Annotated in this window: 19 protein-coding genes; 13 read left to right on the top strand and 6 right to left on the bottom strand. The window is 54.5% G+C overall.

Translation table 11 applies throughout. From position 1 onward, the window contains the following. Positions 1–43 precede the first annotated feature (43 nt). Positions 44–1,027 (bottom strand): SIS domain-containing protein, encoded by a 984-nt coding sequence (locus BM258_RS21090; protein WP_090075219.1) that lies wholly within the window; start codon positions 1,025–1,027, stop codon positions 44–46. A 288-nt stretch (positions 1,028–1,315) separates the two neighbouring features. Between BM258_RS21090 and BM258_RS21085 the strand changes: the two genes are divergently transcribed. Further along, a complete protein-coding gene (locus BM258_RS21085) occupies positions 1,316–2,056 on the top strand; it encodes a GntR family transcriptional regulator (protein WP_090075218.1) in 741 nt (246 codons plus the stop codon). A gap of 240 nt (positions 2,057–2,296) precedes the next feature. Here BM258_RS21085 and BM258_RS21080 read toward each other — a convergent pair whose 3' ends face one another. The 4 genes from BM258_RS21080 to BM258_RS21065 are packed head-to-tail and all read right to left on the bottom strand — an operon-like array spanning position 2,297 to position 8,051. Then, a complete protein-coding gene (locus BM258_RS21080) occupies positions 2,297–3,919 on the bottom strand; it encodes a hydantoinase B/oxoprolinase family protein (protein WP_090075217.1) in 1,623 nt (540 codons plus the stop codon). Continuing rightward, entirely contained in the window at positions 3,916–5,970 is a 2,055-nt protein-coding gene (locus BM258_RS21075; protein WP_090075216.1) for a hydantoinase/oxoprolinase family protein, read from the bottom strand. The genes BM258_RS21080 and BM258_RS21075 overlap by 4 nt, the downstream gene beginning before the upstream one ends. 32 nt (positions 5,971–6,002) lie before the next feature. Next, the gene (locus BM258_RS21070) at positions 6,003–7,325 is read right to left on the bottom strand and encodes an NAD(P)/FAD-dependent oxidoreductase (protein ID WP_090075215.1); all 1,323 of its coding nucleotides are present in this window, start codon (positions 7,323–7,325) and stop codon (positions 6,003–6,005) included. A 12-nt stretch (positions 7,326–7,337) separates the two neighbouring features. Beyond that, positions 7,338–8,051, bottom strand: a complete 714-nt coding sequence (locus tag BM258_RS21065; protein ID WP_090075214.1) for an SDR family NAD(P)-dependent oxidoreductase — start codon at positions 8,049–8,051, stop codon at positions 7,338–7,340. Between the two features lie 311 nt (positions 8,052–8,362). On the opposite strand from BM258_RS21065, the gene BM258_RS21060 reads away from it, so the two are divergent. The 11 genes from BM258_RS21060 to BM258_RS21010 all read left to right on the top strand — a co-directional run bounded on the left by BM258_RS21060 (position 8,363) and on the right by BM258_RS21010 (position 20,362). Further along, positions 8,363–9,376 carry a TRAP transporter substrate-binding protein gene (locus BM258_RS21060; protein WP_090075213.1) on the top strand — a complete coding sequence of 338 codons (1,014 nt, stop codon included), beginning with the start codon at positions 8,363–8,365 and terminating at the stop codon, positions 9,374–9,376. Between the two features lie 79 nt (positions 9,377–9,455). Next, positions 9,456–10,058, top strand: a complete 603-nt coding sequence (locus tag BM258_RS21055; protein WP_090075212.1) for a TRAP transporter small permease — start codon at positions 9,456–9,458, stop codon at positions 10,056–10,058. A 19-nt stretch (positions 10,059–10,077) separates the two neighbouring features. Further along, positions 10,078–11,382: a TRAP transporter large permease gene (locus BM258_RS21050; RefSeq protein ID WP_090075211.1), complete on the top strand. Its 1,305-nt coding sequence runs from the start codon at positions 10,078–10,080 to the stop codon at positions 11,380–11,382. A gap of 143 nt (positions 11,383–11,525) precedes the next feature. Then, complete coding sequence (locus BM258_RS21045; RefSeq protein ID WP_244544802.1) at positions 11,526–12,332, top strand: DeoR/GlpR family DNA-binding transcription regulator; 807 nt, start codon at positions 11,526–11,528, stop codon at positions 12,330–12,332. Positions 12,333–12,666: 334 nt separating this feature from the next. After that, positions 12,667–13,749: a LacI family DNA-binding transcriptional regulator gene (locus tag BM258_RS21040; protein WP_090075275.1), complete on the top strand. Its 1,083-nt coding sequence runs from the start codon at positions 12,667–12,669 to the stop codon at positions 13,747–13,749. After that, positions 13,746–15,005: an ABC transporter substrate-binding protein gene (locus tag BM258_RS21035; RefSeq protein WP_090075210.1), complete on the top strand. Its 1,260-nt coding sequence runs from the start codon at positions 13,746–13,748 to the stop codon at positions 15,003–15,005. Before BM258_RS21040 ends, BM258_RS21035 begins: the two co-directional genes overlap by 4 nt. Positions 15,006–15,169: 164 nt before the next feature. Then, positions 15,170–16,240, top strand: a complete 1,071-nt coding sequence (locus BM258_RS21030; protein ID WP_090075274.1) for a carbohydrate ABC transporter permease — start codon at positions 15,170–15,172, stop codon at positions 16,238–16,240. Further along, positions 16,240–17,121, top strand: a complete 882-nt coding sequence (locus BM258_RS21025; protein ID WP_090075209.1) for a carbohydrate ABC transporter permease — start codon at positions 16,240–16,242, stop codon at positions 17,119–17,121. The genes BM258_RS21030 and BM258_RS21025 overlap by 1 nt, the downstream gene beginning before the upstream one ends. A gap of 7 nt (positions 17,122–17,128) precedes the next feature. Further along, a complete protein-coding gene (locus BM258_RS21020; protein ID WP_090075208.1) occupies positions 17,129–18,127 on the top strand; it encodes a glycoside hydrolase family protein in 999 nt (332 codons plus the stop codon). Next, positions 18,120–19,190 (top strand): ABC transporter ATP-binding protein, encoded by a 1,071-nt coding sequence (locus BM258_RS21015; RefSeq protein ID WP_090075207.1) that lies wholly within the window; start codon positions 18,120–18,122, stop codon positions 19,188–19,190. Before BM258_RS21020 ends, BM258_RS21015 begins: the two co-directional genes overlap by 8 nt. A 158-nt stretch (positions 19,191–19,348) precedes the next feature. Continuing rightward, positions 19,349–20,362 (top strand): helix-turn-helix domain-containing protein, encoded by a 1,014-nt coding sequence (locus tag BM258_RS21010; RefSeq protein ID WP_090075206.1) that lies wholly within the window; start codon positions 19,349–19,351, stop codon positions 20,360–20,362. On the opposite strand, the gene BM258_RS21005 is transcribed toward BM258_RS21010, so the two are convergent. Continuing rightward, positions 20,310–21,326: an alpha/beta hydrolase family protein gene (locus BM258_RS21005; RefSeq protein ID WP_090075205.1), complete on the bottom strand. Its 1,017-nt coding sequence runs from the start codon at positions 21,324–21,326 to the stop codon at positions 20,310–20,312. The two genes, BM258_RS21010 and BM258_RS21005, sit on opposite strands and share 53 nt — an antisense overlap. Before the next feature lie 712 nt (positions 21,327–22,038). On the opposite strand from BM258_RS21005, the gene BM258_RS21000 reads away from it, so the two are divergent. After that, complete coding sequence (locus BM258_RS21000; RefSeq protein WP_090075204.1) at positions 22,039–22,995, top strand: alpha/beta hydrolase; 957 nt, start codon at positions 22,039–22,041, stop codon at positions 22,993–22,995. Positions 22,996–23,018: the final 23 nt, after the last annotated feature.

Raw genomic sequence — 23,018 nt, 5'->3', positions numbered from 1 at the left:
TATTGAAAAGCAGGTGGCGAAGGCCGCCACCTGCGTAAACAGATTAGTATTCCATGCGCCACATGTAGCGACGAACGGTCAGCGGATGACCGCGGGAGTCGCTGAGTGCAACGGCATAGGTGCGCAGCAGGGCGGTGAACATGATTGGAACCAGATATTCCGCTGCATCACCGGCAACCTCTTCAACGCCGAATTCTTCAGCATCGAGAACCAGCAGGCGTTTGGAATATTTCTCGGCAAATGCCAGAGCGCGTTCGTCCATCTTGCGGGAATTGGCAAGGGTTTTCAAAACGATGAACGGAGTGTCGAAATCGGTGATTTCGAAAGGACCGTGGAAATATTCGCCAGAATGGATCGCTGCGGAGTTAACCCACTGCATTTCCTGGAGAAGGCAGATAGCAAAGGAATAGGCAATGGAGTAGCAGGAACCGGAGCTCATCGTGTAGATGACTGGTTCGCGCTTGTAGGATTCAGCCCAGGCTTTAGCATTGTCTGCGTGAGCAGCTTTGACTTTTTCTGCCTTGTCATGAAGCGTTGGCAGTGCGGCTTTGACCTGATCGATCTTGGTGTTGCCTTCCAGCTCTTTCAGGGAGCCCAGAACCAGCTGCACCAGAAGCAGAGCGTTGTGCTTTTCACCAACGGTCAGCGGATCGAATTCATAATAGATGGACTTTTCAGCAGCTTCATCAAGCTCGGATTCCGGCTTGTGGGTGAAGGCGATGGTCAGGGCACCAGCTTCGCGTGCATAGCGGGTTGCAGCGATGGTTTCTGGGGTGTTGCCCGAATGGGAGCAGGTAACAACAACGGAATTCTTGCCGAGACGGACAGGCGCACGAGCAAGGAATTCAGCGGAGCTGTAGGAATAGGCTGCGACGCCTTTGGCCTCGCGGTCCATGATGTACTGGCCCTGCATGAGAAGGGCGTTGGATCCCCCACATGCGACAAAATAGAATTCCGTGACTGACTCGCGTGCTGCAACCGCAGCAATAGCCTCATCAAGGCCGGTATTTTTTACTTGATCATTCATGATGAGATCCTTATGACGTTATATGACGTCCTATTATTTATTCCCTCGTTGGAGCCGGAGTCAACACAGCTTTTGCAGTTGTTGGCTAAAAAAGCTGGAAAATGGCAAAGGCGCTTTCGTCTTTGCGCTCCATTCGGTTAGTCTGGCGGGGAATCGGGCCGCAGATTGGAGCGCGCAAGAGGCATAACTTGATTTTATGCGCCGCGCGATTTTAAGGTGCGAGGGCCGAATAGGGGACGTGGGGTGTGGGCGTTCCGCATCCGGAAGCCGAAACTGAAAGTTAAGCGATTGTCTGAGAATTCGAATCCACTTGCCAAGAATGCAGCGGCCCCACTCTATGAGCAGCTCAAATTTGCGCTCAAGGAAATGATTTCGTCCTGCGCACTCGGGCCCGGCGATGCGATTCCGACGGAGACCGAATTGTGCAAGCGCTACGACGTCTCTCGCATCACCGTGCGCCGCGCGATTACGGAGCTTGAGGATGAAGGGGTTCTGGAAAAGCGGCATGGCAAGGGCACCTTTGTCACCCTGCCAAAGATGGAAACCAGCCTGCTGAATCTTGGCGGTTTCTCTGAAAGCTTTGCCTTGCGCCGCTATCGGGTGGAAAAAGAAATTCTTGAGATGGGAGAGCAGGACGCCGACGAGGATCTTGGCGACAAGCTGGCTATCGCGCCGGGGAGCAAACTGCTTCACATCAGTCGCCTGATCACAGCCGACAGCACGCCCATCACGATTGAAAGCTCTTACTTCTCGTTGGATCTTTTTCCCGGATTGCTGGATGAGATTCATGATGACACGTCGCTCTATAGCCTGATGCAGACCAAATATGGTCGCGAGGTGAAACATGCCAAACGGGTCATCAATTGCCGGGTTTCAACGCCGAAAGAATGTGAGATTTTCCACTGCAACAGCGGGGACATCATGTTCGAGGTGGAGAAGACGGTGTATGGCGACGAGCGGGAAACGCCGCTGCAATATTCCATGCTGCTTACCCCGAGCGCGCGCATGAATCTCGTCATCGAAATCTGAGATAGCCTTTCCTTGCCAAGAGAAATCACATGGCTGAACTGGGTTTTTTCTATCCGGTCAGGTGTCGCGAGTTTGCCGAATTGCTGCGTCATGCGTTTTTGTCATCTAAGGGGCTGAAAGGACTTGCGGCCAAAGCCATGTGGGTGGGCAGCGGGCGGCTGGTGGTCCGCTGCATCTGTTTTTTGAAAAAGCAAAAAGGGTGGGATCTCCAGCTGGTGCCAGAGATCCCGAGGTTGCTGCTTATTGCGTGTAACCGTAAACCTGTTTTGCATAATCCTTGGAGATGCGGTCTTCTGCGAGATCGCGCTCGATGGCTTCCTCGGACCGCTTGGCCGGATCGCCATAGCCACCGCCGCCGGGGGTGACGATTTCGACGACTTGGCCGGGTTTGAGATCGGCCATGCCCTTGAACTCGGTGCGTCCGTCGCCAAAGTCCAGATGGGTCATCTCACCTGGCTTGCCGCCTTCCAGTCCCCATGCGCAGGAACTGACGCGGGAGGCTTCGACCGAGAAACGGCAGGGCTGTTCCACGCGATAAACGCGCCGAATGCCCATGCCGCCCCGATATTGCCCACCACCGGCAGATCCATCCACCAGCTCGTAGCGCAGCAGCGTGAGCGGATATTCCAGCTCAAGTGCTTCAACGGGCAGGTTGGATGTGTTGGTCAGGTGTACCTGAATACCGGACAGACCGTCCTTGGTCGGGCGAGCACCACCGCCGCCGCCAATGGTTTCCAGATACACCCAGATGGACCCGTCTTCGCGGGTGCCATTGAAAATGGCGCCTGTGCAGCAGCCGTTACCCGCAGCAGGAACCTTGCTCGGGATGGCCTTGGCAAGAGCGCCTTCGATAATGTCGGCAACGCGCTGGCAAGCCGCGATGCGGCCTTCAACGGCAGCGGGATGCTTGCAGTTGAGGATTGAGCCTTCAGGCGCGGTGACCGTCAATGGACGGGCCAGACCTGCATTTGGCAGGATGGTCGGATCAACCACCGCCTTGACCGCATAGTAGCAAGAGGCCAGAAGCGAGGTATAGATCATGTTGAGGCCTGAGCGCACCTGCGGTGGGCCGTCAAATGCGAGCGTCATTTCATCTCCGGCGACTGTGATGTCAACCGAGAATTCCATGCGTTCCTTCCACTGGTTGCTGTCAAAAATATCAGAGAAGGAATAGGTGCCATCGGGAATGGCTGCGATACCGGCGCGCATCTTGCGTTCGGCATAATCCTGCAACTCTTCACCGGCGGCGAGCACTTTCTCCGTGCCATATTTGGCGCAGAGATCCTGCATGCGCTGAACGCAGAGGCGGTTAGCCGACATCTGGGCGCGCAAGTCGGAGATGCGCTCGTGCGGCACCTGACAGTTCAGCAGGAACAGGTTCTGGATGTCTTCCTGCAGCTCGCCAGCCTTATAGAGACGAACCGGCGGAATGCGGATGCCTTCCTGGAAGATATGTTCATGGCCGAGGTCGGCGAAGTCGGAATGGTGGGCGGTGTTCACGGCCCAGCCAACCAGCATTTCTTCGACATAGATCGGTTCTGCCATCACGATATCAGGCAGGTGGGTTGCGCCGCCTTCGTAGGCATCGTTGCCGATGAAGACGTCACCGGGCTTGATGTCGGCGATATCGAAGCGCTTCATGATATGAGGCAGAATGCCGATGAAGCTGCCAAGATGCATCGGGATATGCTCTGCCTGACACAGGGTGTTGCCCTTGTTGTCGAACAGGGCCGTGGAGCAGTCGCGGCGTTCCTTGATATTGGTGGAATATGACGCGCGCACCAGTGCTTCGCCCATTTCTTCCACGATGGAAGACAGGGCGGAGCCGATGACTTCTACGGTGATTGGATCGATCGTGCTCATTGGGCGATCTCCACAATAAGATTGAGGTTGGCGTCCACGGTGGCGGTCATTTCAGGCAGGATGACGCTGGTTGTGTCCATCTGCTCGATGATGGCCGGTCCGGAGATCTGGTTGCCATGTTTGAGAAGCTTGCGGTCATAGACCGGGCTGGTTACGAAGTCGCCTGCAGAGGCCAGCCATACGTCGCGTTCGCCGATCTTGGCGACATCTGCCGAGGGACCGTCGAACGGATAGGACTGGAGCTGGGCTTTCTTGACTTCGCCGATGGCCTCGAGCCTCAAGGTGACCAGCTGGATTTTTTCGCCTTTGGCGATGAAGCCAAAGCGCTGTTTATGGACGGCTTCGAAGCCTTCTTCCAGCTGCTTGAAGGTATCAAGGGTGATCGGACCTGCGGGGACAGGAACGGAGAGTTCGTAATTCTGGCCGGCGTAGCGCATGTCCACTGTGCGGACTTCCTTGCGGCGCTCTTCAGGAATGTTGTCGCTGACAAACCATTCCTGAGCCTGAGCGGACAATTCTGCAAAACCGCCTTCGACGGCGTCCAGAGAGTTGGCGTTCAGTTCTGTGAGGCGAGAGATGGCAAAGTCGGCACGCAGATCAGTGAGCAGCAGACCAAGTGCACAAAGAGCCCCCGGCGTCAGCGGGATGATCATGCGTGAAATATCAAGCTCCTGCGCGAGGCGAGCCGCATGCAGTGGACCGGCGCCGCCAAAGGCCATCAGGGTATAATCACGCGGGTCATGGCCACGCTGCACGGAGATCACGCGGATGGCTTTTGCCATGTTGGCAATAACAACCTGCAAGATGCCGTCTGCGGTTTCCATGACGCCCAGACCAAGCTGGTCTGCAAGGCGCTGAACCGCTTCCAGAGCCAGATCACGGCGCACTTTCATGCGGCCACCAAGGATCTCAACCGGGTTGAGGGTCTGCAAAACGATATTGGCGTCGGTCACGGTTGGTTCTTCGTTGCCATTGCCATAGCAGACCGGGCCCGGATAGGCGCCAGCCGAGCGTGGGCCAACCTTCAACAGGCCGCCGCTATCGACATGGGCGATGGACCCACCACCAGCCCCGACGGTATGGATGTCGAGCATCGGTGCCTTGATTGGATAGCCATGCACGTCGGCTTCACCGGTCAGATTGCAGGTGCCGTTCTGCAGGAGGGCAACGTCAGAGGATGTGCCGCCGACATCAAAGGTAATGATGTTGGGGAAGCCTGCCATTTTGCCGATTTCCTGCGCGGCGACAACGCCGGTGGACGGACCGGAGAGCACGGTGCGTACAGGCAGGTCTGCGGCTGCGTCAAAACCGATCACGCCACCGTTGGACTGGGTGAGCTGTGGGGCAACCTTGAGGCCCACTTCTTCGAGACGTTTGCGCAGTCTTTCGATATAGCGCTTCATCACTGGGCCGAGATAGGCGTTGACCACTGTGGTGGAGAGCCGTTCGAATTCACGGAATTCAGGTGCGACCTCGTGGCTGGTGGAGACGAAGACGTCTGGCAGCATTTCTGCGACGATCTTCTTGGCCAGTGCTTCATGCTCGGTGTTGAGGAAGCCATATAGGAAGCAAATGGCAACGGCCTTCACATCCTGCTCGGCAAGCAGTTGCACTTCTTTCTTGAGGGCGTCCACATCCAGAGGCAGGTCGACGGTGCCATCGGACTTGAGACGCTCCGGTACCTGACGGCGCAGGTCGCGGGAGACCAGCTGCTCGGGTTTGTCGACATTCATGTCATACAGGCTTGGACGTTTCTGGCGGCCCAGTTCGAGAAGATCGCGGAAACCATCGGAAATCAGCAGGCCGGTCTTGACGCCGCGCAGCTCGATAAGAGCGTTGGTGGCAACCGTCGTTCCATGGCCCAGAAAGCCCAATTCACTTGCGGTCGTATCAACCTGCTCCAGGCCTTCAACAACGCCCTGTGCGATGGCACGGGACGGATCGTCGGGAGAGGATGACAGTTTCCAGATTTCCAGGCGTCCGGTTTCCTCTTCAAACAAGCAGATGTCGGTGAAGGTGCCACCAGAATCTACTCCAATTCTCCAAACCATTGTATTCTCTCTCTTATATGGAACTATACTGACTAACTCAGCTTCGGTGATTGGGTTTTGCCAAACCGGTCAAAGCGAAACGGTTTTGGATCCACCGCTGGTTTTACGCCCCTTACGATCTCTGCGATGAGTTCGCCCGCGCCCGGTCCGATGCCAAATCCATGTCCAGAAAAGCCGGAGGCGATATGTAGGCCGGGGATCTGCTCGATCGGGCCGATCGCCGGCACCGCGTCGGGGGTGGTGTCGATAATGCCTGCCCAATTATGCGTGATGTGCGCAGAGACAAACTTCGGGAATGCCGTCTTCAGGGTTTTCAAGGCCCTGATGTTGAAAGGCATGTGCGGAGCCGGATCAAGAATGCGCACCTTCTCAAAAGGCGTTTCTTCATTGAGGGACCAGGTGCGGGGAACCCGGAGCTCGGAAAAGAACATTTTGGTCAGGCGCACATTCAACTCGCGCCAGCTCTTCATGAGAACCGGTAGGTAGTCAAAGAAGAGCCGGAAATGATCGGGGGTGAGGGGGGCAATATTATAGTTTCTGAGTGCCACGAAATGCGCACCATCTACTGTTTCCCTGAAGGCAAAATCGCCACCACCCACTGCCATGGTCGGCACATCGGACACGCCTTCCACGCGGGCAGCGGTGCCCAGAACCTTCAATTGCGGGAAATTGAGCCCCAGATTGCCAAGGAACAATCGGCTCCATGCGCCAGCGGCAAGGATGGCGGTTGGCGTCTTGATGGGGCCATGTTCTGTCACGATGGCTGAAAGCTTGCCCGCTTCGGTTTCAATGCCGCGCACCGCGCAATGCTCAAGGAATGTTGCGCCCAGCTTCTGGGCGGCTCCGGCAATGGCTGGCGCTGCCTTGCCCGGTTCGGCACGGCCATCGTCGGCGGTATAAAGGCCCATGCGAAAGCGGGGAGCGATGCCGGGCAGGAGCTCTTCCAGCTCCTTGGGGGCAAGCACTCGACTGTTGAGATTGGCGGCCTGGCCGATCTTGCTCCAGTCTGTCAGTTCCTTTTCTTCGGCGCGGGTGCGGGCGACATAAGTGATACCGGTCTCACGAAAGCCCGTTTCAATGCCGTATGTTTCGTCCAATTTCCGCCACAGGCTGAGAGATCGCATGGTCAGCGGCAGCTCGGCTGCATCGCGGCCCATCTGACGGACCCAACCCCAGTTGCGGCTTGATTGTTCTGCGCCCACGAGGCCCTTTTCGCACACGACCACCTTGAGGCCCGCTTCGGCAAAAAAAAGCGCCGCCGAGGTACCTGCAATGCCTGCGCCGATGATGACCACGTCGGCACTCTGGGGCTGGTGGGTTTGCGGTGTGATGCGTTCTAGAAGTGGTACAGGCATGGTTTTTGTCCTCTAGAGCATGTCTTCGAGGCGACAATTGACCAGCATCTCTGCCATGGCCGCATTGTTGGGAAGTTCGATTGCGGTGCGGACCAGATGGGCGATGGTTTCCGGCTGTGTCATGTCTTCCGGAGAGACCTTGGCGGTGTAGGAGCTCATGTCCGAACGGACAAAACCGGGGCAAATTGCAGTCGCTCGTATACCTTGTTCCCAGGTGACATGTCTGGTTGTGTGCGTAAGCCCCATGGCTGCGAACTTTGACATATTGTAACCGACAAATTCGTTACGTACCCGCTTGCCAGACAGGGAAACGATATTGATAATACGTCCGTGTCCTGTCTTTGCCAGGTGGGGCAGACACAGCCTTGTCATGCGTAGGGGCGCCTTGACATTCACTTCCAGAAGTTCATCTAGCGCATCTTCATCGTCGTCCAGCAGACTGAGTCGATTTCCGTTGCCAGCATTGTTTACCAGCGCATCAATGCGGCCGAAGTGGTTCACTGCTGATTCAACCCATTCCTTGGCGCTGACTTTGTCATAAGCATCAAATCTACCAAAATGCATCGTTGAATCTTGCTTGCCGTGCACCTTTTCTAGCATAGATACATCACGGGCCCCAAGAGAAACTCCATACCCATTTGCGCGCAGATGGCACGCAATTGCGGCTCCAATGCCCCGATTTGCCCCGCTAATGAGAGCAATTCTTGTATTTTGCGTCTTGCTCATCGTGCTTTCGTCCCGTGATGGAATTGGTGGATGGTGAGAGGATATATCCATAATCGATGCGCAGTAAACCGAAATTCTATCATTTTCTTTCGTAACCCACCGGGAAAACGAGCATGAAGCGCTCAATTTTTGAGCATTTGAGCTTATTTTTAGCAATTAGTCGGTTTTTGGTACCGGTGTCTATTAGGTATCTTGACAATATTTGGAATTTTGTGGCTGCATATGGGAGAAATGGGGACACACCTTTCATTTCGCTCTTAACAAAGAGCCGGAAGCGGAACCACTGGGTCGAATGCCGACTGGAGGATTAAATGACGATTTCAAGACGTGACCTTCTTAAATACTCAACCATTCTGGGCGCAGCCACCTTGGTTGGAACACCTGCCTTTTCTGCTGGCGTGAAATGGGATCTGGCTGACGAATATGGCAGTCAGTCTCTGACCGGTCAGGCCTGCAAATTCTTTATTGATGAACTCAAGAAAAAAGTGGGCGATGCTCTGCAGATCACCTACCAGGGCGGTGGCGCTCTGGGGTACAAGTCTGCTGACCATTTCGACGCTGTCGAAGATGGCGCGGTTCAGATCGCCATTACCCTGATGACGCAGTTGGGCGGCATCGATCCTTTGTTCAACCTTACTTCCCTGCCTTTCATGGCGCGGTCTCCTGAAGAAGCCATGCTGCTTTGGAAAACTGCCAAGCCCGAATATTCCAAGATCTTTGAAGATCATGACATGAAGCTGCTTTGGGCTATGCCAAACGCGCCGTCCGGTATCCATGCCAAGATGCCGATCACCTCGGTTGATGCCATCGAAGGTCTTCGTATCCGCACCTATGATGTGAACGGCACCCAGACGCTGGTCAATGCTGGCGCGTCTCCGCTGCAAATCGCCTGGGGGGACCTTATCCCTCAGCTTTCCACCGGTGGTATTGATGCGGTTCTGACCTCGGCTGATGGTGGCATGCAGCTTTCCATCTGGGATTATGTCTCCGACTTTACCGAGATCAACTATGCCATGGGGCTGTTTGTCTGCCACGTCAACAAACCCGCCTTCGATGCGCTGCCTGCTGACGTCCAGACTGCGATCATGGAAATCTGTGATGCTTGTGATGCCTACGCCTGGAAGATTGTCGTCGATTCCATCGAGAAGTCCTACAAGGTCATGGCTGATCATGGCATGACAATCACCCATGACGAAGATGTGCCTGATGAAGTCTTTGAGCTGCTGCAGAATGCGGGCAAAAAGGTCAGAGACGAATGGCTCTCTGAAGCAGGCGAAAAAGGTGCCACTGTGCTTGAAGCCTTTGAAGCCCAGAAATCCAGCTAATATTACGCCGGTGCCTGCCTCATGCAGGCACCGGTTTCTATTTCAAGTCACGCCTCCCTTTTCTTAAGGTCACGACTAGATGTCCACGAATCCAGGATTTGAAGCACCAGAAGACGAAGTGGCTTCTGATGTTTCTCCATTTACATTCCCATCTCACCCGAATGATCCGGTCTGGCTGGCAGTTCTAAGCCGAATTTCCAGCAGCCTGAATCTCTTTTGCGCTGTGATTTCGGCCGTCATAATCGCCCTGATGACGCTTTTGATCATCCTTGAAATCTGTCTGCGCTTCTTCTCCCTTTCCACCTTCATGGCGGACACGCTTGTTGGCTATGGCGTTGCAGCAACCACATTTCTTGCTGCCGCTTGGGCTCTGGAACATGGGGCAATGATCCGGGTGACAGCGCTGACCAATCTTTTGCCGACTTATGGTAAGTGGATTGCCGAGGTGTTCTGTCTGATTTCGGTCGAAGCCATTCTCTGGTTCCTGATTAGCTACCAGTGGCACTCCGTTTACAAATACTGGGCGCGCGGCACGGTCGGGCAACACTATATCAAGATCCCGCTCTGGATACCTGAGAGCTTCTTCCTCATCGGGCTCGTGCTGTTGAGCCTACAGGTTCTTGTCAGAGTGCTCCGGCTTTTCGCCGTTGGGCATACATCAGAGCGTTCGCTCACCATTTGAGTGTTGAAAGGGTATAATAATGTCTGTTGCTGTTGCTTCAGTTCTTCTTTTGGCGCTTCTCGCCTTGTTCCTGGGCGCTGGAACCTGGATTTTTGCCGGCCTGCTGCTTTCTGGCGCCGGGGCCATGTGGCTTATTCTTGATTTTCCGTGGGTGCGCATCGGGGCCATTGCCACCAAGGTGATTTCCTCCTCCGCTGTTTCCTGGGAACTGGCGGCCATTCCCATCTTTATCTGGATGGGGGATATCATTTTCCGGACTGATATTTCCGAACGCCTGTTCCGCGGTCTGGCGCCTCTGGTTGCCAAGATACCGGGCGGGTTGCTCCACACCAACGTATTCGGTTGCACCCTGTTTGCAGCAATCTCCGGCTCTTCGACAGCCACCACGGCCACCGTGGGCAAGATTACCGTGCCGGAATTGAGAAAGCGCGACTATAGCATGTCGCTTGCTGCCGGCTCTCTGGCCGGGGCAGGGAGCTTTGGCTTGCTGATTCCGCCCTCGATTGCCATGATCATTTATGGTGTGCTGGCAGAGGTTTCCATTGCCAAGCTGTTCATCGCCGGTATCGTTCCGGGCATGATGATGGCAGCCCTCTATTCAGGGTATATTGCTATCATGTCGATTGCCTTTCCGCATATGGCACCGAAATATGATGGTGATGTCTCTGGTCGGGCCATGCTCAAGGGACTCGGCGAATTGGTGCCGATTGCCACATTGATGTTTGTTGTGCTCGGTTCGATCTATTCCGGTCTTGCGACGCCATCTGAAGCGGCGGCTGTCGGCGTGTTCTGCGCTATTGTGATCACCTTCGTGACCGGCCAGTTCAGCGTCAAGCTGCTCGTGGAAAGTCTGATGAATACGCTGCGCATCTCCTCCATGATCTGCATGCTGATTGCTTCCTCGGCCTTTCTGTCGGCGGCCATTGCCTATATGCATCTGCCGACCATGATCACCGAGATGATCGCGGGGCTTAATCTGTCGCCATACGGTGTGCTGTTGATCCTTGCTGTTCTGTATATCGTGCTGGGCATGTTTCTTGACGGCACCTCGATGACGGTGATGACCGTTCCGATTGCTGTGCCTTTGATCATGCAGGCTGGCTATGATCCGCTCTGGTTCGGGGTCTATCTGGTGATCATGATTGAAATGAGCACGATCACTCCGCCTATCGGGCTCAATCTCTACATTCTCCAGGCTCTGACAGAGCGAAGTCTTGGCGCCACGATTCTTGCTGCGGCTCCTTTCTTCTTCCTGCTGTGTCTGGGGACTGCGTTGTTGGCCGTTTTTCCGCAAATCGTCCTTTGGCTGCCGTCTGCACTATAGTTGGATTAGGTCTGGATTGGATAAAATCGTCCATTTCCCCAATCTCGATTTTCGGTATAGGTTCAAGTCAGGGTTGAATGAAGTATTTTTCCTAGTTAAATACTCCGTCAGCCCTGACGATCCTGAAACAACTGGAGTTTATCTTGGTCGAAACACCTGTATCTCTGTCTGAAGAACTGTTGCCTGCTGAGCGACGACAACAATTGATTCAGTGGTTTCAAACCAATGTGTCCGGTACGAACCAGGAATTGGCACGTATGTTCAATATTTCCGTCTCCACCGTGAGGCGGGATCTGGATTCGCTGGCGGCCGAGGGCATTGTGCGCCGAACCCATGGCGGGGCGGTACGTATTCGTTCCAGAACCAATTTCGAACCCTCGACCGATCTGGCGCGCCGGACCGCGATTGAGGAGAAGAACTCGATTGTGCGTCACACGCTGCAGATGATCGAGCCCAAGCAGAGCATCATTATCGATTCGGGCGCCGTGATTGCGCATATGTTGGCCGAGGAACTCTCGGTCCAGTCCATCCCGCTCACCGTCATCACCAACGACCTCTATGTTGCAACGACCCTTGCCTACAAGGAGCATATCAAACTGATTGTTCCCGGGGGCTCCTGTCGCTTCGGTTCTTACGGATTGCTCGGACAGCCGGGACTGGATTTTCTGGTTGATATCCGCTGCGATTGCTTCTTCATGTCTGCACAGGCGCTGGATCTGGAATGCGCATCGGAAACTCTGCTTGATGTAATGCTGATGAAAAGGGCGATGATCGAGGCGGCTGAAAGAACGGTTCTGATGCTCGATAGTAGTCGTTTCTTTGATCGTGCGCTTTATCGCACAGTGCCGACCGAGACATTTGATACCATCATCACAGATGAAGGGTTGTCTGAAGAGGCGATTGAAAAGCTGCGTCTGCGCGGGATCAATCTGGAAATTGCCAAGCTATAAGGTGGGTTCCCCCTTGGGGCATGCGTTCATGCTATGCTGAAGAGCTGAAAGAGAGTTTTCTCTTTTGAGCGATAAAATGGGTGTGTTGGACGCGCTTAGAAGATTTGTCGATCCAAATCGTCACAGCAGAAATTTCTCTCCTTTTTCATCTTGAGCAAATGCGCGTCATTTCAAGCTTTTACGCGTTTGTTGACTTGCTTTGCTCTCGGTTCCTATACCAAGGATGGTTGGGTATTGCCTTGACACTCACTCTTTTTGACTTTATGACATCGATGTCAGACACCGATGTCATTTTATGATTTCGGTTCGTCATCAAGAGAAAGACGAGAGCAAAGTGGCAACCATTTACGATGTAGCCAAGCTGGCAGGTGTATCACCCAAGACCGTTTCGCGGGTGTTGAACGGGGATGCGCCGGTCAAGAAACAGACCCGTGATGCCGTGGATGCCGCCATGGCAGAGTTGGGCTATGTGCCCTCCAATGCGGCGCGCATGATGCGCTCGAACAAGTCAGGGCTGGTTGGCTTGATCACTGGTGCTATTTCGCATGGCATCGAACCCATCGAGCCGGAAGGCTTGCCTGATCTTTTCATCGTGCAGGGTATTCAGCATGTCATGGGCTCCAGCGGCAAGACATTGATGATCTCCGATACCGATGGTGTTTCCGATCAGGTGCCGCATCTGATCCGTACCTTTCTGCAGCATCGGGTCGAAGGCATCATCTATGTGGCCGATCACCACAAACGGGTGACTTTGCCCAAGGTGCCGGATGATTTTCCTATTGTGCTCGCCAACTGCTTTGATCCTGAAGGGCATCCGAGCGTGTTGCCTGATGACAAGCAGGGGCAGAAGGATCTTGTGGCCAAACTCATCCAGAGCGGTCATCGGCGGATCGGCTATCTGACGCTGGACCGTACACTCGTTGCAACGGGATTGCGCTATCGCGGTTATCGCGAGGCGTTGGCCGAGGCTGATATTCCTTATGCCGATGAGCTGGTGAGCATGGGCTATGAGGAAGGGCAGGAGCGTGAAAGCCAGATATTGATGCAGGCGCTTGATCGCCTGCTTTCTCTTGAAGAACCGCCAACCGTCATCTGCTGCGGCAATGATGAAATGGCGCTGCGTCTGTATGGCCTGTTGCGCTCGCGCGGCATCCGGGTGCCGGAGGATATCTCGGTTGCTGGCTATGACAATTATCGCGTGATTGCCGAAACTCTGTTTCCGCCACTCACCACGGTTGAGTTGCCCTATTTCACCATGGGGCAGATTGCCGCCCGGCATTTGCTGGCTTTGATGTCAGAGCAGGAGGAAAAGCCGGAGCTTCCGGGGCTGGTGGGTAGCCCTGTGTGCTGGCGGTCATCGGTGACAGCGCTCAATACAGTCAGTGTTTTGAATTCTAAAGGGAGGAATAACCAATGAAACTCACGAAGATACTTGTTGCTTCATTCTGCGCGTCGACACTCATGTCTGGTGCAGCCTTGGCGCAAACCGATCTGACCATGTGGTATCATGGTGCGGGTAATGATGTTGAAAGCAAGATCATTAACCAGATCGTTGATGACTTCAACACCAGCCAGAGTGACTGGAAAGTCAACATCGAAAGCTTCCCGCAGACAAGCTACAACGATTCCGTTGTGGCGGCTGCGCTGGCTGGCAACCTGCCTGATATCATCGATGTTGATGGCCCTATCATGCCGAACTGGGCATGGTCTGGCTATATGCAGCCCTTGCAGATTGATGAATCCAAGATCGAGAATTTCCTGCCCGGTACAAAGGGCGTGTGGGATGGCAAGCTCTATTCCATCGGTCTTTGGGATGCCGCTGTTGCGCTTTACGCCCGCACCTCCACTCTGGAAGAGTTGGGCCTGCGCACACCAACGCTGGATAAACCATGGACAAAAGACGAGTTCATGGATGCCCTCAAGAAGGCCAAGGCTTCAGGCAATTATAAATATGCGCTGGATCTGGGTATGAATGATCAGGGCGAGTGGTATCCTTACGCCTATTCTCCATTCCTGCAAAGCTTTGGCGGCGATATCGTGGACCGCTCCACCTACAAGACCGCTGAAGGTGCCTTGAACGGCGACGCCGGGCTGGCCTTTGGCGAATGGTGGCAGAGCCTGTTTACGGAAGGCTACGCACCGGGAACCTCTGAAAGTCCGGCTGATCAGCAGACCGGCTTCATTGATGGCAGCTTTGCTTTCCAGTGGAACGGCAATTGGCGCGCAGTGGCCACAATGGCCGAAGTGGATGATGTCGTTTTCCTGCCTGCTCCTGACATGGGCAATGGTCCGATGATCGGGGCCGGTTCCTGGCAATTTGGTGTTGCCAAAACATCCGAGCATCCGGATGGAGCTTCTGCCTTTATCGAATTTGCCTTGCAGGATAAATATCTGGCGGCCTTCTCCGATGGTATCGGCCTCATTCCGTCCACGGCCTCTGCGGCTCAGATGACGGAAAACTACAAGGATGGCGGGCCGTTGGCTGTCTTCTATGATCTCTCCAACGCACAAGCAAAGGTACGTCCGGTGACGCCGGGTTATGTGGTCCAGTCCAAGGTCTTCACCAAGGCCATGGCAGATCTGGCCAATGGCGCCGATGTTGCCGACACTCTTGATGCGGCCGTTGACGAGATCAATGCCGACATCGAGAAAAACAGCGGTTACGGACACTGATCCTGTTTCGGGCCCGCTTAGCTGCGGGCCCTTGCTCTTTTCGTTGAGCACTGAACCACCGTGTGGCTTGCTTCCTTATGGGAATGAGCCCCTATCCGGGTGGCCCTGTCGGAAGATGTCTTCCGGCGGATGCCTGCTCTTACCCAGCTGAGCCGGAGATTATGATGGCTTCGAAGCTTACACGCTCGAATGGGGCAGGATGGGCTTTTGCCTTGCCTGGCTTTATCTTGCTGTTTCTCTTCATTATTTTGCCCTTCTTTTTCGCCTTCTGGTTTTCCCTGACCAACCAGCGGCTGATCTCGCCGAATCCGACCGAATTTGTCGGATTGTCGAATTACGAGAATCTGCTTGGTGTCTCGATCCTGACGCTGGAGCCTGAGCGCGATGAGGCCGGACAAGTCGTGCGGGATGCCGATGGGGCAATTTCCTATCCCCGCGTGCGCACGATCACGCGCAATCCAGACTTCCCGCAATATAAGGGCATGCGGGAGTGGTTCCGCTGGCAAAGTGGCGAGAATGCCCGCGTTGTGGTGGCCAAGGATGTGGTCTTCATGAAGGCGCTCACCAACACCATGCTGTTTGTGCTGATCATCGTTCCGTTGCAAGGGGGCGGAGCGCTGGGGCTTGCTTTGCTGATCAACCAGAAATTACGGGGGATCAACGCTTTCAGGGCCATCTATTTCACGCCGGTGGTCATTTCCATTGTCGTGATTTCGCTGCTCTGGCGCTTCATCTATGACGGGGATGACGGGCTGCTCAACAATGTTCTGGCGGCGCTCACCTTTGGGGCATTCGAGCCGGTAGACTGGCTGGGCAATACGGATACGGCGCTGGGGTCCATTATCGTCATGTCGGCCTGGCAGGCCATGGGCTTTCATATGGTGATCTGGCTATCGGGGCTGCAAACCATTCCGGCAACGCTTTATGAAGTGGCCGCTATCGAGGGTTCCTCAAGCTGGCAGACCTTCCGCTATGTGACATGGCCGGGACTGCGCAACACGGCGGTTCTGGTGTTGATCGTGATCACCATGCAGGCCTTCGCGCTGTTTGCCCAGATTGATGTCATGACCAATGGCGGACCGCTGGATTCAACCCAGACGCTGGTATTTCAGGCGGTTGAGCGCGGCTATGGCAAGCAGGATATTTCCGGCGGGTCGACCATTTCGGTCATCCTCTTTTTCATCGTTCTGCTGATTTCGCTGGTGCAGCGCTATCTGACGAGGGAGAAACGCTAATGGCACAGGTATCTCCAAAGAATGAAGGTTTGCTGCTGGTGTCCCGCTATCTGGTGCTGGGGCTGGTGGCGGCGATCTTCCTCTTCCCGCTTATCTTCATGATGGTGTCATCCCTCAAACCGGATGCGCAGTTGCTGGCTGATACCAGCTCTCTCAGAGCATTTCTGCCGGTGGGAGACGTGAGTCTTGATAACTATTTCGCGGCGTTTGATCGGGCGCCGATCGGGCGCTTCATGCTCAACTCGGTACTGATCACCGTAACGACCGTCATCCTGTCGATCATTATCTGCTCTGTTGCGGCCTTTTCCTTTGTCTATCTGGAATGGACGGGACGCAATGTGTTGTTGTCGATCATTCTGGCAACGCTCATCATTCCGTTCGAGACCATTGCCGTGCCTCTTCTGCTGCTGGTCTCGCGCCTGCCATGGCTGGGGCTTGAAGGCATGGAGTGGGGGTGGCTCAACACCTATCGGGTACAGATCATTCCTTGGATTGTCGATGCGCTGACGGTCTTCCTGTTCGTGCAATATTTCAAGGATCTGCCGCGCGAGCTGATCGAAGCGGCACGAGCGGAAGGAGCCAGTTGGCTGGCAGTCTACCGGCGGGTCGTGATGCCCCTGTCCGGGCCAGTGCTGGCGACAGCAGCCATTCTTAAGGCACTCAAGATGTATAACGAGCAATATCTCTGGCCGCTGATCGTTGTTCAGGATGAAGCGCACAGACCGATCATGGTGGGGCTTGGCTATTTCTTCCAACTGGATGTCGCGTGGGGTGAACTGATGGCCTATCTGACGCTCATCTCCATCCCCGTTCTGCTCTTCTATCTGATCATGCAGCGGGCGTTTATCGCCTCCATCGCGTCCACCGGGGTCAAAGGTTAAAAGAACAATGGTAATAGAACTTGAAAAGCAATGGATCTGGGACAGTTGGTACGCCCATGACGGCACCTGCTGGCATGGATATTTCCTCAAGGCTGACAAGGCACTGGGGGATTCCGATCTCAGACACCTGAATGTATCCCAAGGGCATGCGATCAGTTCCGATCTGGTCAATTGGACCCATCTGGGCACCTGCTTTGCTCCGTCTGAAGGCCCTGCCTTTGATGACAAGACGACATGGACCGGCTCTGTGTTGCAAGGGCCGGACGGCACATGGCATCTCTTTTATACCGGCACCTGCAAGGCTGAGAATGCGCTTTATCAACGGATCGGGCATGCCACATCAAAAGATATGCATAACTGGACGCGGGTTGGTGACCAGCCCTGTCTAGATCTCGTTGGCCCTGTCGCCAGCGCGTATGAAACCGAGCATATGGTTGGTCATTGGCATGATCGGGCCATGCGCGATCCGTGGGTCATGAAAGATCCTGATGGCCATGGCTGGTTGATGTATTTCACCGCCCGGGCACCGGATATTGCCGAGGCCAATGCGGCGGGAGCCATTGGTTTTGCGACCTCGCCAGATCTTTATAACTGGACACTTCAGCCCCCTGTTTTCGTTGGCGGGTTCGGCCAGTTGGAAGTGCCGCAAGTCTTCAATGTCGGGGAGCGTTGGTATTGCCTCTTTTGCACATCGGCAGAGCATTGGTCTGAAGAGCAAAAGGCCACGGCGGGCACGCCACCCGTTACCGGCAACCATTATCTCATCGCCGACAATCCGCGTGGGCCGTGGACCGTGGCGCCGGGCTTTCTGGATGGCGGGCTACCATGCCGCCGTTATGCTGCGCGGATTCTCAAAACAGATGAAGGGCTGGTCATCCTTGGTTTTGATGACAATGGACGAGAGACTTTCATCGGCAAGGTAAGAGATCCTGAGCCGGTGAGTGTTGATGAACAGGGCTATCTGCATGTGGCCGGAGAGAGCCAGCAAGGGGGGAACCATGGCTGACGTCATTCTCAAGGATATTCGCAAGAGCTTTGGGCGGGTTGAAGTGATCAAAGGCGTCGATATTACCATCGAGGATGGGGAATTTGTCGTCTTTGTCGGCCCTTCTGGCTGCGGTAAGTCAACTCTGTTGCGCATGATTGCCGGGCTTGAGGACATCACCTCCGGTACGCTGGAAATCGGTGGCTCTGTGGTCAATGACGTGCAGCCCAAGGAGCGCGGCATCGCGATGGTTTTCCAGAGCTATGCCATTTTCCCCCACATGACGGTGCGGGAAAATATGGCCTTCGGCCTTACCATCGCCAAGGCGTCCAAGGAGGAGAAGGAGAGCAAGGTGCAGGAGGCGGCGCGTATTCTGCAAATGGAAGATCTTCTGGATCGCAAGCCAAGCCAGCTGTCCGGCGGACAGCGTCAGCGGGTTGCCATCGGGCGGGCCATCACGCGCAAGCCTTCGGTCTTCCTGTTCGATGAACCGCTCTCCAACCTTGACGCCGCCTTGCGCATGGATATGCGCATGGAAATCGGTCGTCTGCATGAACAACTCGCCGCGACCATGATCTATGTGACTCATGATCAGGTGGAAGCCATGACCCTTGCCGACAAGATTGTCGTGCTCAAGGATGGCAAGGTGATGCAGGTTGGCAAACCCATGGAGCTATATCACGAGCCCGCGAACAAGTTCGTTGCTGGATTTCTGGGGGCTCCGTCCATGAACTTTCTGGAGGTCGATGTTCAGGAGCTCGGTGAAGGCAGTGCCGTCGTCAGCAATGGCGCTCTTGAACCGACCACCGTTAAAACGCGCGGGCGCACCTTCACCAAGGGCGGCAAGGCCACGATGGGCATTCGGCCACAATATCTGAAGTTGGCAAAGGCTGGTGAAGGCATGTTGCATGGCGCGGTTACTCTCACCGAACGCCTCGGTACGGAAACCGTTGTTGATGTGTCTCTGCTAAGCGGCGGCAAGGTGATTGCATCCTTTGATGAGGATTTGATCCTGACAGCAGGTGAGCGGCTTGATCTGACGTTTGATGCCGATCAGGCACATTTGTTCCATGCGGATGAATAGTCGGCATTTCTTTCTGCTCTAAATGAAAAGCCCGCTGGTGTCATCCGGCGGGCTTTTCCATATGGCGTCTCTGCGCTCTTGTCATTGCATCTTGCCTCGATGATGGTTATGTGAAATGGCTGCGCCTCTTTTCAAAACGCACTCGTGAGAGATCCGCCATGCCTGCAATACCCGTTCCTTTTCTCGCTACAGCGTTGCTTTTGGCTCTGCTGATTATTCTGTTGAGGCGGCAAACATCCAGCCAAACTTTTCTGATTTTTCTTGCCGCTGCTGCGTTTCAAACTGCGATTGTCGGCTTGCGATGGAGCTGGGAAAGCGACTGGCTTCGAACCTTGCAGCCGATCTCTGCATCGCTGGTGCCGATCTTTGCCTATTTCGCCATCGCTGATCTTGATAATCGGCCTGTTGTCTGGTGGAAGCATGCTGTGGGGCCCGTCGCAGTCATTCTGGCTGTGTTCTTGCTGCCTTTTGCCATCGATCCTTTGCTCAGCCTGATCTTTCTTGTTTATGCATGGCTTGTTTATGCAAGCCAGCCGGAAAGCGGGATCTCGCCCAATGCCAGGTTTGGCAGCGAGATGACCATATCGCGCATGCGCAAGGGGCTGGCATTTGTATTGGCCATGAGCGCTGTTTCGGATCTGATTGTCTCTGCGCTTTTAAGCTCGGGATATACCGTTTTCGCCGCGCCTGTCGTTGCTGTGACGGTAAGTGTGGTGCTTTTGGTCATCATGGTTGCGCTTCTGGGGCGGACGGGCATGGAGATGCCGCCAGATCTTGATCCCAACACCGCTGAGGACGCACCCGTTGCGGAAGTCGCTTCGTATAAAGAGCAAGATGATGTGCAAGTGGTTGAAACGCTGGCTATTGTTGAGGCGCTGTTCAATCAAGGGCTCTATAAGGATTACGACCTGACGCTGGCGCGTTTGGCGCGACGGGCTCATGTGCCAGCCCGGACCATCTCCCGGGCCGTGAATGATATTTACGGTGTTACGATAACGGATCTGGTCAATCGCTATCGTGTTGAGGAAGCCATGCGTCTCTTGAGGGAAACCGACATGTCAGTGACGGAGATCATGCTGGAGGCCGGCTTCCAGACCAAGTCCAATTTCAACCGCGTTTTCAAGGCGCTTGCAGGGCAGACACCAAGTGCTTACCGGACCTCAGAAAGGTGAGGATGGTTTGGGCAATCTGTTGGTGCAGTTGCTCTCTTGGTGCGGTTTCTCCTTCACAGACATAGGCATCCTGTTCCAATAGGGCGCTGGCACCGGGTTTGCAGCGGCTCATGAAGGAGAAATGGGTTGCTCCGATGACCTCTGCATAGCGACTGACCGAAGTTGGCAGCAAGGCGGCCTGCTGTCGGCTCTCCCAATCGATAGGCAGTGCCGGATCTTCCACGCCGGAGGCGAGGGCCAGTAGCGGAATCTCGATGGAGGCAAGGCTATCGGGTGTGAAAGCGTGAATGCCCTCCATATCCAGCAATACAACAGAAGAGACGCGCTCATCTCTGGCTGAGACTGGGGCCATGCTCTGCGTCAGCCCGCCCTTGCGATAAACGGTGCAGACCATTTTGCTGGTATCATCTCCGCAGGCATCGAGAAGACGCGACGGGCTAAATGTTCCTCCCGCAAGAAGGAGTGCGGTTGAGCCTCCCAGCGAGTGGCCTATGACAGAGATGCGGGATTGATCGATTGTCGAGCCGAAAAAGGGATCTTGCAGCAGGGCTGAGAGAATGCGTGAAACCTGATGGGGACGCTCTGTAAGATCCTTGGCCCAAGACGGGTTCATATCAGGAAAACTGGTGCCGGAGTGATTAAAGGACGCAACGACATATCCCGCCCTTGCCAGATGGCCAGCCAACCAGGCCTGATTGCGCCAGAGGCCGCTATAACCATGAGACAGGATCACCAGCGGATGTGGCGCGTCAGCGATGGGAGCCTGTTTGATGACATCAACGCCGAAGAAGACCTTGTTCTCGGCAACCTTGGTGATAGGGGCTGTTTGATCGGTCGGGTACCACATCATGACATCGCTGCCTGCCAGTGAGATTTGTCGGAAGCCGGTCATATGGTCGGTCGGTGCTGCAGTGCCTGAATGGCTGAAAAAGAGAATCGCTAGAAGGGAAAGAATCAGACGCATTGTGCCTCCAGTAGGTTTGAGAATATCGATGAAGGCATCATGGGTCGGGTATATTTTTCGCGAGACCTCAAACGCGATTGAGGACCTGAGAAAATAATAAAGATATGATTTGAAAAGGGTTTTATTGCCTATTTTCGTGCGGGATATGTCTGGTCTGGCCAGATGCATTCGGGCAAAAAAATAGCTGAACCGAAGTTCAGCTATAAAGTTTTTTCTGCGCTAGTGCGCAGAGCAATCACCTTCCAGAGGGGAACAGCTGGCTACAATCTCAAAGAGGGTCAATACCCAAAAGTGATAATTGCCTACAGCTTGTGCAAAGCATGCATAATATTTATGCAAACTGCAATGAGTATTAGCACATAGCTGATGCCCATTTCCGGTATAAGACGCTAATCGTTTTTAATAAGCTTCCAGAAACCGCGGCTTTTTGCGCTTCCTGGGGTGTTCAGGTTCCCGGTCGTTGTTAGAGCCTGCGAATTATCATCTGCAAAAATATGGTGGATCAATATTCCCTATGCCAGTTGAAAGAGCAGACGTCTATTGATTATCGGGAATCATGCGCCGACGGGATGGCGACTGGAGTTCAAAAAAACCAAACTCTGGAGAAATAGGCAAGTATTCTGCAATATTGATCTACCGATCGAGCACATGATGGCGATATACAACAATAATCCGACAATGCGTCGATGAATGAATGTTGAAAGGACAGGTTATGGAACTCACTCAGGATTGGGATAAGACCTTCCCCAAAAGTGACAAGGTCGATCATCGCAAGGTTACCTTCACCAACCGCTATGGAATCACGCTAGCCGGGGATCTCTACACGCCCAAGAATGGCAAGGCTCCGTTTGCTGCTCTTGCCGTTAGCGGCCCGTTCGGTGCTGTGAAAGAACAGTCATCTGGCCTTTATGCCCAGACCATGGCCGAACGCGGATTTGTTACTCTGGCTTTTGACCCGTCCTATACGGGCGAGAGCACTGGCGAGCCGCGCAATGTTGCCTCTCCAGATATCAATAGCGAAGATTTCAGCGCTGCGGTGGATTGTCTTGGTCTACTGGATAATGTGAATCGCGATCGTATCGGCATTATTGGTATTTGCGGGTTCGGTGGCATGGCTTTGAACGCCGCAGCCGTGGATAAGCGCATCAAGGCTGTGGTCGCAAGCACGATGTATGACATGTCCCGTGTCATGTCTAAAGGCTACTTCGATAGCACCACGGCCCAAGAGCGTACTGAAGCTCTTGAGCAGTTGGGGCGTCAGCGCTGGGAAGATGCCGAGAAAGGCAGCCCGGCCTATGGTCCCGTTTCCCTTGAGCTTCAGGGTGGTGAGCCAGAATTCGTCGTGCAATATGCCGCTTACTACAAATCCAAGGACCGTGGCTTCCATCCTCGTGCAATCAACTCGAATGCTGCGTGGACGGTGACCAATCCGCTGTCCTTCATGAATATGCCGCTGTTGAGCTATATTGACGAGATTTCCCCGCGGCCCATGCTTTTGATCCACGGTGAGAAGGCCCATTCGCGCTATTTCAGTGAAAGCGCCTATGAAGCGGCTGCCGAGCCAAAGGAACTGGTGATTGTTGAAGGAGCCACCCATACCGATCTCTACGATCAGATGGACAAGATTCCTTTCGACAAGATCACGGGATTCTTTAACGACAATTTGTAATGCACCCTCCCAAGCCGCTCTCG

The organism is Cohaesibacter marisflavi, from assembly GCF_900115225.1.
In the GTDB taxonomy this organism is placed as follows: Bacteria; Pseudomonadota; Alphaproteobacteria; order Rhizobiales; family Cohaesibacteraceae; genus Cohaesibacter; species Cohaesibacter marisflavi.
This window is presented reverse-complemented; position numbering and strand designations above follow the sequence as displayed.

Bases quoted from the DNA above. Each gene is read 5' to 3' on its own strand.
- BM258_RS21055 (WP_090075212.1), top strand. From the start codon at position 9,456: ATGTCCACGAATCCAGGATTTGAAGCACCAGAAGACGAAGTGGCTTCT.
- BM258_RS21015 (WP_090075207.1), top strand. From the start codon at position 18,120: ATGGCTGACGTCATTCTCAAGGATATTCGCAAGAGCTTTGGGCGGGTT.
- BM258_RS21005 (WP_090075205.1), bottom strand. From the start codon at position 21,326: ATGCGTCTGATTCTTTCCCTTCTAGCGATTCTCTTTTTCAGCCATTCA.
- BM258_RS21020 (WP_090075208.1), top strand. From the start codon at position 17,129: ATGGTAATAGAACTTGAAAAGCAATGGATCTGGGACAGTTGGTACGCC.
- BM258_RS21070 (WP_090075215.1), bottom strand. From the start codon at position 7,325: ATGCCTGTACCACTTCTAGAACGCATCACACCGCAAACCCACCAGCCC.
- BM258_RS21000 (WP_090075204.1), top strand. From the start codon at position 22,039: ATGGAACTCACTCAGGATTGGGATAAGACCTTCCCCAAAAGTGACAAG.
- BM258_RS21090 (WP_090075219.1), bottom strand. From the start codon at position 1,027: ATGAATGATCAAGTAAAAAATACCGGCCTTGATGAGGCTATTGCTGCG.
- BM258_RS21080 (WP_090075217.1), bottom strand. From the start codon at position 3,919: ATGAGCACGATCGATCCAATCACCGTAGAAGTCATCGGCTCCGCCCTG.
- BM258_RS21075 (WP_090075216.1), bottom strand. From the start codon at position 5,970: ATGGTTTGGAGAATTGGAGTAGATTCTGGTGGCACCTTCACCGACATC.
- BM258_RS21025 (WP_090075209.1), top strand. From the start codon at position 16,240: ATGGCACAGGTATCTCCAAAGAATGAAGGTTTGCTGCTGGTGTCCCGC.
- BM258_RS21010 (WP_090075206.1), top strand. From the start codon at position 19,349: ATGCCTGCAATACCCGTTCCTTTTCTCGCTACAGCGTTGCTTTTGGCT.
- BM258_RS21050 (WP_090075211.1), top strand. From the start codon at position 10,078: ATGTCTGTTGCTGTTGCTTCAGTTCTTCTTTTGGCGCTTCTCGCCTTG.
- BM258_RS21035 (WP_090075210.1), top strand. From the start codon at position 13,746: ATGAAACTCACGAAGATACTTGTTGCTTCATTCTGCGCGTCGACACTC.
- BM258_RS21065 (WP_090075214.1), bottom strand. From the start codon at position 8,051: ATGAGCAAGACGCAAAATACAAGAATTGCTCTCATTAGCGGGGCAAAT.
- BM258_RS21030 (WP_090075274.1), top strand. From the start codon at position 15,170: ATGGCTTCGAAGCTTACACGCTCGAATGGGGCAGGATGGGCTTTTGCC.
- BM258_RS21060 (WP_090075213.1), top strand. From the start codon at position 8,363: ATGACGATTTCAAGACGTGACCTTCTTAAATACTCAACCATTCTGGGC.